Source organism: Nocardia salmonicida, assembly GCF_036142455.1.
In the GTDB taxonomy this organism is placed as follows: domain Bacteria; phylum Actinomycetota; class Actinomycetes; order Mycobacteriales; family Mycobacteriaceae; genus Nocardia; species Nocardia salmonicida.
Genome location: NZ_CP108014.1, coordinates 6,418,911 through 6,434,995 on the forward strand (window position 1 = coordinate 6,418,911; position 16,085 = coordinate 6,434,995).

Annotated in this window: 11 protein-coding genes and 1 tRNA gene; 8 read left to right on the top strand and 4 right to left on the bottom strand. The window is 66.9% G+C overall.

The annotated features are described in order from the left end of the window. The first annotated feature begins 425 nt into the window (after positions 1-425). The 6 genes from OHS03_RS30000 (at position 426) to OHS03_RS30025 (ending at position 7,974) form a co-directional block, all read left to right on the top strand. On the top strand, positions 426-632 hold the full coding sequence (locus OHS03_RS30000; RefSeq protein ID WP_019044597.1) for a cold-shock protein: 207 nt from the start codon (positions 426-428) through the stop codon (positions 630-632). 237 nt (positions 633-869) lie between these two features. Further along, positions 870-3,794, top strand: coding sequence for a type I DNA topoisomerase (gene topA, locus OHS03_RS30005; RefSeq protein ID WP_328658697.1), 2,925 nt, complete (start codon positions 870-872; stop codon positions 3,792-3,794). 91 nt (positions 3,795-3,885) lie between these two features. Continuing rightward, positions 3,886-5,085 (top strand): DNA polymerase III subunit delta', encoded by a 1,200-nt coding sequence (locus OHS03_RS30010; RefSeq protein ID WP_062991417.1) that lies wholly within the window; start codon positions 3,886-3,888, stop codon positions 5,083-5,085. 58 nt (positions 5,086-5,143) lie between these two features. Beyond that, positions 5,144-5,216: transfer RNA gene (locus OHS03_RS30015), tRNA-Thr, on the top strand. 794 nt (positions 5,217-6,010) lie between these two features. Beyond that, complete coding sequence (locus tag OHS03_RS30020; RefSeq protein ID WP_328658698.1) at positions 6,011-6,592, top strand: helix-turn-helix domain-containing protein; 582 nt, start codon at positions 6,011-6,013, stop codon at positions 6,590-6,592. Positions 6,593-6,600: 8 nt separating this feature from the next. Continuing rightward, positions 6,601-7,974 carry an alpha/beta hydrolase gene (locus tag OHS03_RS30025; RefSeq protein WP_328658700.1) on the top strand — a complete coding sequence of 458 codons (1,374 nt, stop codon included), beginning with the start codon at positions 6,601-6,603 and terminating at the stop codon, positions 7,972-7,974. A 95-nt stretch (positions 7,975-8,069) separates the two neighbouring features. Here OHS03_RS30025 and OHS03_RS30030 read toward each other — a convergent pair whose 3' ends face one another. Then, positions 8,070-9,158, bottom strand: coding sequence for an alpha/beta fold hydrolase (locus OHS03_RS30030; protein WP_328658702.1), 1,089 nt, complete (start codon positions 9,156-9,158; stop codon positions 8,070-8,072). A 224-nt stretch (positions 9,159-9,382) separates the two neighbouring features. Between OHS03_RS30030 and OHS03_RS30035 the strand changes: the two genes are divergently transcribed. After that, entirely contained in the window at positions 9,383-9,847 is a 465-nt protein-coding gene (locus OHS03_RS30035; RefSeq protein ID WP_328658704.1) for a DUF2752 domain-containing protein, read from the top strand. Positions 9,848-9,885: 38 nt separating this feature from the next. Next, on the top strand, positions 9,886-10,071 hold the full coding sequence (locus tag OHS03_RS30040) for a hypothetical protein (protein WP_056819096.1): 186 nt from the start codon (positions 9,886-9,888) through the stop codon (positions 10,069-10,071). Here OHS03_RS30040 and OHS03_RS30045 read toward each other — a convergent pair. The 3 genes from OHS03_RS30045 to OHS03_RS30055 all read right to left on the bottom strand — a co-directional run bounded on the left by OHS03_RS30045 (position 10,056) and on the right by OHS03_RS30055 (position 15,913). Further along, positions 10,056-11,411, bottom strand: a complete 1,356-nt coding sequence (locus OHS03_RS30045) for a M1 family metallopeptidase (RefSeq protein ID WP_328658706.1) — start codon at positions 11,409-11,411, stop codon at positions 10,056-10,058. The genes OHS03_RS30040 and OHS03_RS30045 overlap by 16 nt on opposite strands. Continuing rightward, complete coding sequence (locus OHS03_RS30050; RefSeq protein WP_328658707.1) at positions 11,411-15,322, bottom strand: Pls/PosA family non-ribosomal peptide synthetase; 3,912 nt, start codon at positions 15,320-15,322, stop codon at positions 11,411-11,413. The genes OHS03_RS30045 and OHS03_RS30050 overlap by 1 nt, the downstream gene beginning before the upstream one ends. A 156-nt stretch (positions 15,323-15,478) precedes the next feature. Continuing rightward, positions 15,479-15,913: a MarR family winged helix-turn-helix transcriptional regulator gene (locus tag OHS03_RS30055; protein WP_328658709.1), complete on the bottom strand. Its 435-nt coding sequence runs from the start codon at positions 15,911-15,913 to the stop codon at positions 15,479-15,481. Between the last annotated feature and the right edge of the window lie 172 nt (positions 15,914-16,085).

Here is a 16,085-nt window from a genome sequence, read left to right on the forward strand (position 1 = left end):
TCTCACGCGACACGCGAAGTGTGAAACGTGTGTGTGCGACAACCACTACCTGGTATTTCGTAACCCAGTAGCGATCTGGGTCACAGCATGTTTGCTGGAAGCTCACTCGGTTATCAAGAAGCAAACAGACCGAAAGTACGGATACACCCAATCTCTCCCTTACCTGCACATTCGCAAGATCATGAATTTTGCAAATACTCGGTAACTCGACTGTCGAATTGCTCAGAGACATGGTTCACTGGGTCTCGGTCGCAAGCTTCTGTGTTCGAGGGACGGATCCAAGGTCCAAACCATCAGCAGGATCGTTGTTGCGAACGCCGTGCTCAGGATTTCCTTGCAGGGGGACCAACGGTACAGCGGTCGGAACGGGCCCGGTGGACGAACCCAGTTGTCCGCCGTTTCCGGTAGAAAGAGAAGGAAACAGAATGGCACAGGGAACTGTGAAGTGGTTCAACGCGGAGAAGGGGTTCGGCTTCATCGCGCCCGAGGACGGCTCAGCTGACGTCTTCGTCCACTACTCGGAGATCCAGGGCACGGGCTTCCGTACCCTTGAGGAAAACCAGAAGGTCGAGTTCGAGGTCGGCCAGGGCACCAAGGGCCCCCAGGCCACCGGCGTTCGCGCGCTCTCCTGAGCTGCGAAACACAACAACGCCTCGTCCCCCTCCTCCGCATGCGGAGGAGGGGGACGAGTCATTTCCGGGTAGCATCGCCCAGGACAGCGCCCGCGACGTGAAACGCCGCAAATGCCTCTACCCCAAGTGCGCAGGGTATAAACGTCACTGGTGGTGATGTCCGAACGTCGCCGTCTGCCCCAGCCGCGCACCGAGCGGACCTCCCGACGCGCGGATCTAGAAGGAAGGTGTTCGCCGGTGGCAACACGAGACCGCAGTTCAGCCGATCAGGGCCGACCCCTGCGTCGTCTCGTGATCGTCGAGTCGCCGACCAAGGCCCGCAAGATCGCGCCCTATCTAGGTCGCAACTACACGGTCGAGGCCTCGGTGGGCCACATCCGTGACTTGCCGCGCGGTGCCGCTGACGTGCCGGCCAAATATAAAGGTCAACCGTGGGCCCGCCTCGGTGTCGACGTCGATCACGACTTCGAGCCGATCTATGTGGTGAACCCGGATAAGAAGGCCAAGGTCGCCGAGCTCAAGAGCTTGCTGGCCGACGCCGACGAGCTCTACCTCGCCACCGACCCCGACCGTGAGGGTGAGGCGATCGCCTGGCACCTGCTCGAAACGCTCAAGCCGAAGGTCCCGGTTCGCCGGATGGTCTTCCACGAGATCACCGAGCCCGCCATCCTCGCCGCCGCCGCCGACACGCGCGAGCTCGATAACGACCTGGTAGACGCCCAGGAAACCCGCCGCATCCTGGACCGCCTCTACGGCTACGAGGTCTCTCCGGTGCTGTGGAAGAAGGTCATGCCTCGGCTTTCCGCCGGTCGCGTGCAGTCCGTCGCCACCCGGGTGATCGTCCAGCGTGAGCGTGAGCGCATCGCTTTCCGCTCCGCCGGGTACTGGGATATCGCCGCCAAGCTCGACGCGGGTCCCGACGAGAAGTCCGATTCGACCAACCCGCGCACGTTCGGCGCGCGCCTGGTGCAGGTCTCCGGCGACCGCGTCGCCTCCGGTCGTGATTTCGGTTCCGACGGTCAGCTCAAGTCGGCCACCGGTGTCGTCGTGCTCGACGAGGCCTACGCCCGCAGGCTGGCCGAGGCGCTCGACGGCGCCGCGCTCGAGGTCAGCTCGGCCGAGGCCAAGCCGTACACACGCAAGCCGTATCCGCCGTTCATGACCTCCACGTTGCAGCAGGAAGCGGGCCGCAAGCTGCGGTTCACCTCCGAGCGCACGATGCGGGTCGCGCAGCGGCTGTATGAAAACGGCTACATCACCTATATGCGTACCGACTCCACGACGCTGTCGGAGTCGGCCATCGCGGCGGCTCGCTCGCAGGCGACTCAGCTCTACGGCGCGGAGTACGTCTCGCCGTCGCCGCGCCAGTACACCCGCAAGGTCAAGAACGCGCAGGAGGCACACGAGGCGATCCGTCCCTCGGGCGACACCTTCATGACGCCAGGTCAGCTGGCCTCCAAGGTCGACAACGACGAGTTCAAGCTCTACGAGATGATCTGGCAGCGCACGGTCGCCTCGCAGATGGTCGACGCGCGCGGCACCACGCTGACCCTGCGCATCACCGGCACCGCGGGGACCGGCGAGGAGTGCGTGTTCTCGTCCTCGGGCCGCACCATCACCTTCGCCGGGTTCCTCAAGGCCTACGTCGAGAGTGTGGACGAGGAGGCGGGCGGCCAGTCCGACGACGCCGAATCTCGTTTGCCCGCACTGGAAGAGGGTCAGAGCGTCACCGCCGTCGAACTCACCCCCGACGGCCACAGCACCAACCCGCCCGCCCGCTACACCGAAGCCTCGCTGATCAAGACACTGGAAGACCTCGGCATCGGCCGCCCGTCGACCTACTCCTCGATCATCAAGACGATCCTCGATCGTGGGTACGTCTACAAGCGCGGTAGCGCGCTGGCCCCGGCCTGGGTGGCGTTCGCGGTGGTGGGACTGCTCGAGGCCTACTTCGGTCGGCTCGTCGACTTCGACTTCACCGCCGCGATGGAGGACGACCTCGACGCGATCGCCGGTGGACGCGAGCAGCGCGGAAACTGGTTGTCCAGCTTCTACTTCGGCGGCGAATCCGGCGCGGAGGGTTCGGTCGCGCGCTCGGGTGGCCTGAAGAAGATGGTCTCCGTGCAGCTCGACGACATCGACGCGCGCGAAGTGAACTCGATCAAGATGTTCGTCGACGAAGAAGGCCGCGATGTCGTGGTCCGCGTCGGCCGCTTCGGTCCGTATCTGGAGCGGATGATCATCAATCCCGATGACCCCGAGGGTGATCGGATCTCGCAGCGGGCGAACCTGCCCGACGATCTGCCGCCCGACGAGCTGACGCCCGAGGTCGCCGAGAAGCTGTTCTCCACGCCGCAGGAGGGTCGCTCGCTCGGCGTCGACCCGGTGTCGGGGCACGAAATCGTTGCCAAGGAAGGACGTTTCGGCCCGTACGTCACCGAAGTACTGCCGGAACCGCCCGCACCCGACCCGGACGCCGCGCCCGCGAAGAAGACCAAGAAGGCCGCGGAGGTCAAGCCGCGCACCGGTTCGCTGTTCAAGTCGATGGACCTGGCCGAGATCACCCTCGACGACGCGCTGATGCTGCTCTCGTTGCCCCGTGTGGTCGGCAACGACCCCACCTCGGGCGAGGAGATCACCGCGCAGAACGGCCGGTACGGCCCGTATCTGAAGAAGGGCACCGATTCCCGTTCGCTGGCGACCGAGGATCAGCTGTTCTCGGTCACCCTCGACGAGGCGCTGAAGCTCTACGCCGAGCCCAAGCGTCGCGGACGTCAGGCCTCGGCCGCGGCCCCGCTGCGTGAGCTGGGCAACGACTCCGCCACCGACAAGCCGATGGTGATCAAGGACGGCCGCTTCGGTCCGTACGTCACCGACGGCGAGACCAATGCCAGCCTGCGCAAGGGCGACGAGGTCGAGTCGATCACCGACGAGCGCGCCTCCGAACTGCTTGCCGATCGTCGGGCGCGTGGTCCGGTGAAGAAGGCGGCGAAGAAGACGACCGCGAAGAAGGCGGCCAAGAAGGCGCCGGCCAAGAAGGCCGCGGCGAAGTCGACCGCGACCAAGACGGCTACCAAGACCGCGGCCAAGAAGTCGACCGCGGCCAAGAAGGCTCCGGCGAAGAAGGCCGCAGCGAAATCTGCTGGGACCGAAGACGATTGAGCAAGTGGTGAACCTGGCCGCCGCATCCGCTGGTTGTCGATGATCCAGGCGTCCGGAAGTGTTGTCGGACCCCGTGGCTAGGGTGTAGCGCGTGGCAGGTGTCTTCGATCGACTGGTCGGCCAGGACGTGGTCGAGACCGAGCTGGCCGCTGCCGCGAAGGCGGCGCGGGCAGGGGTGGTCACCGGGGCGATGACGCATTCGTGGCTGTTCACCGGGCCGCCCGGGTCGGGGCGGTCCGTCGCGGCGCTGTGTTTCGCGGCGGCGCTGGAGTGCACCGATCCCGACATCGTCGGCTGCGGGAAGTGTCACGCGTGCACCACCACGATGGCCGGTACCCACGGCGACGTGCGGCGCATCATCCCCGAGGGGCTGAGCATCAGCACCAAGGAGATGCGCGCGATCGTGCAGATCGCGGCCCGCCGTCCGAGCACCGGTCGCTGGCAGGTGGTAGTCGTCGAAGACGCCGACCGCCTTACCGAGGGTGCTGCCAATGCCCTGCTCAAGGTCGTCGAAGAACCACCGGACCGCACGGTCTTCCTGCTGTGCGCCCCCACCGTCGACCCCGAGGACATCTCCGTCACCCTGCGCTCGCGCTGCAGACACGTACACCTGGTGACCCCGACCGTCCCCGCTATCGCACAGGTCCTGCGCGAGCGCGACCAACTCGACGCGAAAACCGCCGACTGGGCGGCTTCGGTCAGCGGCGGCCACGTCGGCCGAGCCCGGCGCCTCGCCACCGACGAAGACTCCCGCCAACGACGCAAGCGCGCCCTCGCTCTGGTCACCGCGACCGAACGCCCCGGCGCCGCCTACGCCGCCGCCGACGAACTGGTGAAATCCGCCGACGACGAAGCCAAGCTGATGAGCGCTGACCGCGACGACCGCGAACGCGACGAACTCGCCACCGCCCTCGGCGCAGGCGGCACCGGCAAGGGCTCCGCCTCGGCCACCCGCGGTTCGGCCGGTGTCCTCAAAGACCTCGAACGCCGCCAGAAATCCCGCGCCACCCGCACCGGCCGCGACGCACTCGACCGCGCCCTCATCGACATCGCAGGCATGTACCGCGACGCCCTGGCCATGCGTTTCGCAGGCCGCGGCACCCCCATCACCCTCACCCACCCCGACATGGCAAGCGAGATCACCGACCTCGCCACCAATGTCCGCCCCGAAGGCCTCCTGCGCAGCATCGACGCCGTCCTGGCCTGCCGCGAAGCCCTCGACCTCAACGTGAAACCTCGCTTCGCCATCGCCGCCATGGTCGCCACCCTCATCACCGCCCGCACCACCTGACCACCCGTTTTCGCGTTCTACCGGTTCCCGCGATAGACTCGCGTCGCCGAAATGGCACGCCGCCTTAGCTCAGTCGGTAGAGCGCTTCACTCGTAATGAAAAGGTCGCGAGTTCGATTCTCGCAGGCGGCTCAAAAAGCCAGTAAAGGGCGGGCACCGGATACATCCGGTGCCCGCCCTTTCTGCATTTCTCTGAACATCGACCGGGGCAGGTCATCCGGGCTCGGATGCGAATCAGCCCACCTGTCGCGGCCTGGTCTTACGGCGGAGGCGGTCGTTGCCGGCGTTGGTGCCTTCGAGACTCAGGATCCGTGCAATCCCAGCCAGGTTCACGCCCGGCGGTGCGGTAGCGGCGGGTACCGCCGTCGCTCCAGCTCGGCTGTTGCCGAGATCGCGTACACCGCCTGCCTCGAGCGGGTATGACCACGGCAAATGCTGGTGAGGTTAGCCCTCATCGGGTTAGAAAAAATCTGCTGTGCCGGGTGTAGACATTTTTCTGGAGGCGGTATACAGTCGCTGTCGTTCAGAAGATAAATCCAGAGGCCGGGCAGGTGAGCTGCCCGGGAGTAGGTAGTTCGACCGTCCCTTCCGGCGGAGAAGAGAATCCGGTGCAGTAGGCCGGACCGCCGGAGAGGGCGAAGAAGCAAGACGAAGAACGAAGTGAACAAGCAATGAGGGCAAGACCGGCGATCCAGGAGGTGGTGCCCACTGAGTAGTCATTTATCAGTTCCGCGTCTCAGGGAAAGTCGGATGCGGTGTACGGCATCGGCCCATTCGGCCGGTGAGCAGAGTTGACATTGAATCCAACCTCGTAGTCCCAGGCCCCGGCGCATGTGCGCCGGGGCCTGCTGGTTTCGAACCCCGTCGTAGAGTGTTGTTGCATAAACTCTTTGCACAGATAACTGTGCAAAGAGTACTGTGCAACTATGGCCGACGAGGTACCACCCAGAGAGATCACCGATCCCGCTGCCCTGCGCGCGCTCGCGCACCCGCTGCGGCAGCGGATCTTGCGCGCCCTTGCCGAGAACGGGCCTGCGACCGCGACGGCTTTGGGGGCGCAGTTGGGCGAGAACACCGGTGCGACCAGTTATCACCTGCGCCAACTCGCCGAACACGGCTTCATCGAGGAGGCGCCCGAACTGGCCAAGGGCAAGGAGCGGTGGTGGCGTTCGCCGCCGAAGGACCTGCGCTACCGGATGGATCGGGAACAGTCGCCGGAGTTGCGTGAGCTGATGGAAGGTCTTGTCGCCCAGCACATCACCGAAGACATCGAGATGTTCCAGCGCTTCCAGGCCGAGCGTGCCGAGTTGAGTGAGTGGGCCGACATGATGCCCTTCTCGCGCGGCGCGATCTACGCGACGCCCGCCGAACTCGAGGAATTCTTCGAGGACTACATGACGCTGCTCAAGCGTTTTCAGCAGTCGCACCCGCAGGATCGCCCTGGCGTCCGCCGCGTGCTGACGCGCTTTCTCGCCTTCCCGGCACCTCGCACGAACACCGCAGACTAGGACATGGAGTGCTCTCGATCTTCCGACGAATCATTCTGCTCGCCATCATGATCGCCGCCGTCGCTGGGTTTCCGGCGGCGCATGCACAGAACACCGTCACCGTCGACATCACCTTCACCCGCACAGACGGCACAACCACCTCTGGCACAGTGCACGCCCCCGCGGGAGCGACCGGCAGGCCGGGCGTCGTGCTCGTCCACGGCTCGGGCAACGGTAGCGGCGAGCACTACGACCTGGTCGCCGAGGCATTCGCCCGAGCGGGCATCGTCGCGTTGCGATACGACAAGCGCACCGAGGGATACACGCCATCGCACCGTGACTATTCACTCCTGGCCGACGATGCGCTGGCAGGCCTTGCCGCACTGCGGAATCGGCCCGAAGTCGATCCGGCGCGCGTCGGCCTGTGGGGACTGTCGGAGGGTGGATGGGTCGCACCACTGGCTGCTTCACGATCCACCGAGGCCGCGTTCCTGATCACGATCGGCGCCAACTCGGTCCAACCGGCCGCGCAACAGGCGTGGGCCAACGAGACCCGGTTCGGTGCGGCAGGCGTACGCGGCTCGATGGTTGATGTATTGGCCCGCAACGGTATTCGTCAGCTGGTAGCCGCCGATCAGTTCGCGCAAGCCGATTACGACCCGATCCCGGTACTGGAGAGAATCCCGCAGCCGGTTCTCGCGATCTGGGGTGACCAGGACCGCCTCACCCCACCCGGTGACAGCCTGCGCGGCTTCCAGACCGCCTTCGACCACGCCGGAAAGACGAACTACACGCTGCGCACGCTCCCGAACGCCCAGCACGCCGGACAGCCGACCACCGATGGCTTCGACAAACTTCCTGGCTTGGCGTCGGGATACGGCGAGCTCATGGGTGATTGGGTCAACGGTCTTCCCGGTTCGGCGACACCGCCGACCACGGATCAGCCAGCAGCACAGGGATATCCGGTGCGGGCGCTGGCGTCGGCCTCCTGGTGGGAATCGACCGCGGTGCAACTGACCCTGTTGTTCGGCATGATCCTGGCGCTGAGCGGTTACGCGTTCACCGGGATGGTCGGGCGATGGCGGCTGCCCGATCGGCTGCCCGCGCGAGTATTGGTGTGCGCGATAGTGATCGGCATCGTGGGCACTGTGGTCCAGCTCGGCTACATCCTCACCACCCGTGCAACCTCGTTCGGCCCCTTGTTGTTCGGCCGCACCCTGCCGTGGCTGGCACTGCAACTGGTCGCCCTCGGCGCGGTGGTCGCGCTCGGTGTCGTGCTCGCCCGCGCCCGCCACACCCTGGGCGGAGCAAGCGATGGTGCGCGGATCCGATGGACCCTGTTAGTTTGCGGCGGAACAGGTTTCGTGCTCTGGTCGCTGTATTGGGGCCTGCTGCTCCCATGACCCGACGACAAAGGCCCCCGACGAGGTCGGGGGCCTTCTTCGCGGTTACTCCTGAGCCGATCGCCGTTGATCGGTCTCAGGAGAACTGGCTCGGGTCAGCGGACAGCGACGTTGCGGCGGGTGGCCCGAGAGTTCGAGGAGCTGCGCAGGATCTGGTGCACCACGGCATCGAAGGCGTCGGTGTCTTCGACATTGCTGAGGTGACCGTGCGGCAGCACATGGAAATCGGCCAGGTGGCCGGTGCGGCGCAGGATGTCGACGATCGGGCGCGAAAGGCGCTGCGGGAGCAGCCGGTCCCTGGCGCTGGCGATCACAGTGGTCGGCACGGTCAGGTTGGCGGTGCCCGCCGACAGATCCATATCGGCCATGGCGGCGGCGTGGCGGGCCCGCGCGACCGGACGGCAGGAGCGGACGATGCCCATCGCGAAGTCGACCTCGTCGGCGGTGGCCTCAGCGGTGAGAACCCGACTGCGGAGAATCTGCTGGGTGAGCCAGCCGCCGGGGATCGGCAGCGGCGCGAACAGCAGCGACTCGCTGACCGGCTGCGGCATCCGCACCGGCGCGCCGAGCAGGGTGACCGGGTACTGCCCGACGGTGAGCTGCTTGTTCAGCACCGGCACCATGTCGGTTTCCCAGCGGATCGCGGCATTGGCGGTGTTGGCCAGCAGCACGGCGGACGCGCGCTGCGAGACCTGCTCGGGGTGATGCTTGGCCCAGGCCTGAATGGTGAGCCCGCCCATGCTGTGCCCGGCCAGGACGGCCTTCTCGTCCCCGCGCAGCGTCGCGTCGAGGACGGCGGACAGATCGTCGGCGAGGGTGTGCTCGCTGGGGACGGCGGTGCCGAGGGTGGACTCGCCGTGGCCGCGCTGGTCGTAGCTGACCACGCGGTACTCGCCGGCGAAGGCGGTGATCTGCGGGTTCCAGTATTCGATACTGCAGGCCCAGCCATGGATGAGGACCAGGGTGGGGGCGGTATCGGGACCGTAGACGTGGACCCGGAGCTGCGCGCCGTCCGCGGTGGCCACCGGGACGACCCGGTGCTCGGCGGTGGGAGCGTTGAGTTTCGCGGTGGCGAAACTGCGGGTACGCAGCCCGGCACGGAACTGTGCGGTCAGTGCGCCGGTCTCGAGGTGAGAGACCATGGTTCGCGCTGCCGCGAGCGTCATCATCGACTTCGCAAGCATGTGGCACTCCTTTGTGTCGTAGGCCACCGTACAGTGCGAGCTGGGGTGCTAGCTAGTGTTAGCGGGTCACAGTGTCCCACTTGTTGTGAACTGAGTCACCGAGCATGCCGGCACTGTGAAATCGCCAGAATCCGGCGAAAGATTACACGGAAAGAGCACGATCAGGCATCGTTCGCGCCAGGCTTCTGCTGGCGGCGGTGATCGGCCGCCGCTACCGTAGGGGAGTGGACAAAACGCACGTCACGGCCGAGTTTTCCGGCGCAGACCCGAACCGGGGTGGCCCGCGCTCGACCTGGCAGCGGATGACACCCCCGGTGATCGCCGCCGGTCTCGGCATCGGGACGCTGGCCCTGCTGCATTTCCGCGACCCGCACGTCGAGGGTTCCTACGGCCTGTGCCCGGTCTACGTGCTGTTCGGGGTGTACTGCCCCGGCTGTGGTGGCATGCGCGCGATGCACAACCTCACCGACGGCAACATCATCGACTCGCTGCACAGCAATCTGCTCGCCGTGCCGCTGACCGTCGCGTTCGCGGTCTTCGTCATCGACTGGATCCTGCGTGCTCGCCGTGGACAACGGTGGCGTCTGCCCAGTCTGAGCCCGGTGATCGTGTGGTCCTTCTTCGGGCTACTCGCCGTCTACTCCGTACTCCGCAACACGCCGTGGGGAACCTGGCTCACGCCTGTCTGACAGTGGTTCGCAACCCGAATACCGGGCAAGCTGGACCTATGGGCGATTCACTGAAAGACAGAGTCAGACAGAAATTGCAGCGCCAGCTCGCCCAGGACGGGCCGGATCCCGAGCACGACGACGCCAGGACCATCTCGGTGGCCGACGACCTCGAGGCACTGGAGATGGTGCAGGCCGAGGATCCGCTCATCGAGGAACTGGCCCAGCGCTACCTGGTGTTCTGATGCGCCTGCCCGCCCAGCGGCGGTAGTTGTGGCAGCGGCTTGGTCCCGAGCCAGATCGCGAACAGCCCGCGCAGCGGCGCCACACTGTAGTGGCCTGCCAGGTCGACGAATTCCTCCGTAGTAATAGAGGAGTGCCGGTATCGCGCGGTCCACTCCCTGATCAGTTCGAAGAACAGGTGATCGCGCAGTTCCAGCCGCAGCGCGTGCAGGGTGAGCGCGCCACGCTTGTAGACCCGGTCGTCGAACATGTCCTTGGGTCCGGGATCGCCGATGATGATGTCCTGCGGCTGACGCGCGAGGTTCGCCCGCGCGGCCCGGGCCAGCTGATCGGCGGTCGGCCCACCGGAGGCTTCGGACCAGATCCATTCCGCGTAACAGGCGAAACCCTCGTGCAGCCAGATGTCTTGCCACCGCTTCAGCGTGAGGCTGTTGCCGAACCACTGATGCGCGAGTTCGTGTGCGACAAGACGTTCCGCGCCGCGCTTGCCATCGCAATGGTTGGCGCCGAAGATCGAGATCCCCTGCGCCTCGATCGGGATGTCGAGTTCGTCGTCGGTGACGACCACGGTGTAATCGTCGAACGGGTACGGCCCGAACCGCTCGGTGAACAACGCCATCATCTCGGGCTGGCGCGCGAAGTCGTGGTCGAAGCTCGCTCGCAATCGCGGCGGGATGACAGCGTGCATCGGCACCGGTTCGCCTGCGGCGCCGACCCGGTACTTGCGGTAGCTGCCGATCTGGATCGTCGCCAGATAGCTCGCCATCGGCTCGGCCATCTCGTACACCCAGGTGGTCTGGCTGGCCTTGGGCTGCTTGCTGAGCAGGGTGCCGTTGGCCAGCGCGTAGAACGGGCTGTCGGTGGTGATCGAAATCCGGTAGGACGCTTTGGAACTCGGGTGGTCGTCGCACGGGAACCAGGAGGCCGCGCCGTTGGGCTGACTCGCGACCAGCGCGCCCTCGGTGAGCTCTTCCCAGCCGACCTCGCCCCAGGGCCCGCGCACCGGCTTGGGGGTGCCCGCGTAATGGACGGTGATCTCGAGAACGCCACCGGCGGGGATCTTCTGCTGCGGCGTGAGCGCGAGCTTGCCCTGCTGATGGACGAATTTCACCGCCTTCGACCCGTTGACGAGCACCTTCGACACCATCAGCGCCTGCGATATGTCGAGGGTGAACCACGGCCGCACCGTCGTGGTGACCGCGATGATCACCGCGCGTCCGGCGAGCCGGTTGCTGGCCGGTTTGTAGCTCAGCTCCAGCTCGTAGCGGGACACGCGATAGCCGCGATTGCCGTTCTGCGGCAGGTAGGCATCGATGGGTTCCTCGTAGAACTTGCTCCGCATCAGGCGGCTCCGCGCTGCCTCGACTCCCGCGTCACGGCAGGATCGGTCCAGTGCGAGATGGGGTTGCCCCACCAGCGAGTCGAGGGCGGAACCACATCGCCACGCATGACCAGCGACGCCGGTCCGATGGTGGCGCCCGCGCCGATGTGAGCGGCGGGCAGGGCGACGCAGTGCGGCCCGAGGGTGGCGCCCGCTTCGAGGGTCACCGTGTCCATGGACATGATTCGGTCGTGGAACAGGTGCGTTTGCACCACGCAGCCGCGCTCCACGGTCGCGCCGTCACCGAGTGTCACCAGGTCCGCCTCCGGTAGCCAATAGGACTCGCACCATACCCCGCGGCCGATCTTGGCACCGAGTCCGCGCAGCCACAGATTCATGACGGGAGTACCCGTGGCGGCACGCGCGAACCACGGCGCCGCGACGGTTTCGACGAAGGCGTCGGAGACTTCGTTGCGCCACACGAACGAGCTCCACAGCGGGTATTCGATCGCGCGAATTCGCCCGACGATCAACCACTTCGCCGCCACGGCGATGGTTCCCGCCAGCGCGCCCGCGGCCATCAGGACCAGGCCCGAGACAAGTGCCGCGACCAGGTAATCGGTGTGCTGAGCGATCAACGCGAGCACGAGCAGTACCCCGAGACCGATGGCGAAGGTCACCATCACCGGGATCAAGCGGCACGTCTCCACGAAGGCCCGTGCCAGCTTCAAGCGCAGCGGCGGATCGAAGGTGCGCGAGGTGTCGCTGGACTCGGTCGCGCGACGCAACCGCACGGGCGGACTGCCCAGCCACGACGAGCCCGCCTTCGCCTTGTTCGGGGCGGCCGAGAGCACCGCGACGAGGCCGTTCTTGGGCACGCGCCGACCGGGCGCGGTCATCCCCGAATTGCCGAGGAAGGCGCGCTTGCCGACCTTGGATTCGCCGATGCGCAGCCAGCCGCCGCCGAGTTCGTAGCTGCCGATCATGGTGTCGTCGGCCAGGAACGCGCCGTCGGAGATCACGGTGAACTTGGGCAGCATCAGCACGGTCGACGCCTCGACGTTCTTGCCGATCTTCGCGCCGAGCAACCGCAGCCAGACCGGGGTGAGCAGGCTGGCGTAGAGCGGGAACAGGAAGGTGCGGGCGGAGTCGAGCAGGCGCTCGGTGGCCCACACCTGCCAGCCGGTGCGGCTGCGCACGGGGTGGTAGCCCTCGCGCAAACCGATGCTGAGCAGGCGCACCGCGATCACGGTGGCCACGGCGTAGACGCCGAGACTGAGCAGCGTGGCGAGCGGCAGGATGGCGAAACCGCGCAGGGCGGCGGCGCTGATGGTGGTCTCCTCGCGGACCCACCAGGCGATGAAGGTGCCGCCGACGGCGAGGCCGAATACGGGCATCGCGGCCAGCACCATCGACGACAGACCGAACACGACCAGCCAGTGCCTGGCGCGTTCGGGGGAGTGGTCGGGCCAGCGGCGCGGCGCCTTGCCGGTCTTGGTGGCGGGTGAGCCCGCCCATTCCTGTTCGCCCTTGACCTTGCCCGATACCGCGGAGCCGGGCGCGATCTCGGCCTTCTTGCCGATCTTGCTGCCGGGCAACAGGATCGAGCGGGCGCCGATCACCGCGCCGTCGCCGATGGTGATGGCGCCGATGTGCACGATGTCGCCGTCGACCCAGTAGCCGGACAGATCCACTTCGGGTTCCACGCTGGCGCCGTCGCCGAGTTCGAGCATGCCGGTGACCGGGGGCAGGCTGTGCAGGTCGACGCCCTTGCCGATCTTGGCGCCGAGTGCCCGCGCGAACGGGACCATCAGCGGTGCGCCGGAGAGACTTTCGGCGCCACTGGCTTCGGACAGCCGGACAGCGGCCCACAGCCGTAGGTGCACGGACGACCCGCGGGGGTAGGACCCGGGACGCAGCCCGGCGAGCAGGATTCTCGCACCGGCCACGCAGATCGTCATCCGGCCGATCGGCGAGATGAACAGCACGAATGCCAGCAGGATCCACCACCACGACAGGCGCGGCAGCCACGGCAGCGAACCCGACCAGCCTGCGATGCCGGAGACCACGGTCAGCCAGGTGACCCACTGCAACCCGGTGAGGGTGGTCAGCGGAATCGTGGCCAGTACCTGGGTGATCTGCGCGCGCAGCGGTGTCGGTTCGACGACGCGCACGTCGACGGCCGCGACCGGTGCGCTGCCGTCGAGGAGTTCGACCAGCGAGCCGAGGCGCGGGTGGTCGTAGAGATCGGCGACGGTGACGTGCGGGTACCGCTCACGCAACGCGCCGACGAGCTGTGCCGCCGAGAGCGAGCCGCCGCCCAGATCGAAGAATTCCGCATCGAGGTCGGTGGCCTCGGCGCCCAGGATCGCGTCCCACAGACCCGCCACCCACGCCGCCGTGCCCGACAGTCCTGTCTCGGCGGGTTCGTCGGTGCTCGGCAGCGGCCACGGCAGTGCGTCGCGGTCGACCTTGCCGGAGGTGCGCGTAGGCAGATCGGCGACGATCGCCAGGCGCGGCACCAGCGGCGCCGGAAGTTGTTCGGCCAGAATCTCTCTGGCCTTCTTCACGTCGAAGTCGGGACCAGGTCCAGTGAGGTAGCCGACGAGGATCTTGTTGCCCGCCTTGGTGGTTCGGATCGCGGCAGCGGCACCGCTGACACCGGGCAGGTGCTGTAGCGCATTGTCGAGCTCGCCGAGTTCGATGCGACGCCCGCCGATCTTGATCTGGTCGTCGGCGCGGCCGAGGAAGATCAGGCCCTGGTAGTCGTTGCGCACCAAATCGCCACTGCGATAAGCGCGTTCCCAGCCGAGCGAGGGCAGCGGGGCGTATTTCTCGGCGTCCTTGGCAGGATCGAGATAGCGGGCGAGGCCGACGCCGCCGATCACGAGTTCGCCGGTTTCGCCTTCGGCCACCGGGTTGCCCTGGGGGTCGACGACGGTCAGATCCCAGCCGTCGAGGGGCAGGCCGATGCGAACGGGCATCTCGCCGGAGAGCAGCGCGGCGCAGGCGACGACGGTTGCCTCGGTGGGGCCGTAGGTGTTCCACACTTCGCGGTCGGCGCCGGCGAGCCGTTCGGCCAGTTCCGGGGGCACCGCTTCGCCGCCGAAGATCAACAGCCGCACCGATTCCAGCGCTTCGGCGGGCCAGGTCGCGGCCAGGGTGGGCACCGTGGAGACGATGCTGATCTCGCGGCGCATCAACCACGGGCCGAGGTCGGCGCCGGTGCGCACCAGGTCGCGCGGAGCGGGGACGAGGCAGGCGCCGTTGCGCCAGGCCAGCCACATTTCCTCGCAGGAGGCGTCGAAGGCCACCGAGAGTCCGGCCAGCACGCGGTCGCCGGGACCGATCGGGGCCTTCCGCAGGAACAGGCGGGCTTCGGCGTCGACGAAGGCGGCGGCGTTGCGATGGGTGACCGCCACACCTTTGGGGGTGCCGGTGGAGCCGGAGGTGAAGATGATCCACGCGTCATCGGCGGGGGTGGGCAGGGTGTTCCAGTCGTGTTCGCCCGTAGCCGTGGTGGCCGACTCGATGCCGTCGCCGGTGGCGATCGCGCTCACCCTGGCCTCGCCGAAGACGAGCTTGGCTCGCTCCTGCGGGTCGTCGGCGTCGACGGGCACGTAGGCGGCGCCGCAGTAGAGCACGGCCAGAATCGTCACGTAGAGCGCGGCGGTGCCCGACGGCATCCGTACGCCGACCCGGTCGCCCGGCCGCACGCCCGCCTCGGTGAGTTCGGCCATCCTGGCCTCGATCGCGGCGATCAATTCCATGTAGCTGAGCACGACGGTGCCGTCGTCGACGGCCGGTGCGTCAGGGTGTGCGAGGGCGGTGCTGGTCAGGATGTCGACCAGGGTCCGTGGCGGTGCGGCGAGATCGGCGCGCAGCAGCGGGTCGCGAAGAACCGCCGCTACCTCAGTGTGTGGCTCGAGCATCGTGCTCAGTCCACCTCTCATCGGTTGACCCCCATCGGTGGTGTCTGTTGTTTCATGAGCGGGTTACCGGAGGGCAAACAGGATGGTCACCAGATGCCAACGGTACTCGGTGCGGGTGTTGCCGGACGGCAGCGAAGCGCGTGCCGTCGGCGCTGTTCACGACGGCGATTCCGGCATCTCGCCGAGGGCGGTGACCGCCAGCCGGTGCAGCGTCCGCTGTTCTTCTTCGTCCAGGCGTCCCAGCACGCGGGCGGTGGCCTCGGCGATCAGCTTGTCGGTGCGTTTGCACTGCTTGCGCCCCGCCTCGGTGATCCGCAGCCGGTACTTGCGGCGATCCTTGCCGTCGCGGGTGCGTTCGACCAGTTCGGCGCGTTCCAGCGCGTCGATCAGGCGCACGACTTCACTGCGGTCGATACCGAGCGCGTCGCCCACTTTCTTCTGCGTCAGGTCGGCGTTCTCGGCGATGAAGGTGAGCACCCAGTGATCGCGCAACGGGACGTCGATCTCGGCGTGCAGGGCCTTGGTGAGCCGTCCGAGCGCGTACACCGGGTAGCGCGGCAGGCCGCGGACGGAGTTCGTGTTCGTGGACATGAGTGGGAACTCTAGCAAATGGTGGAGGTGCCCAATCATTCGGTTCCTCCATCATGGGGTGTGTAGATGGTTGAGAATTGGGTGTGAGCAGGCAACTCGGGGGCAATCCCGCGCATTCGCGTCGGAGACCGGGTCGGCGTGTCGAACCGGGCGAGGTCGTGTGCGGTCGGCG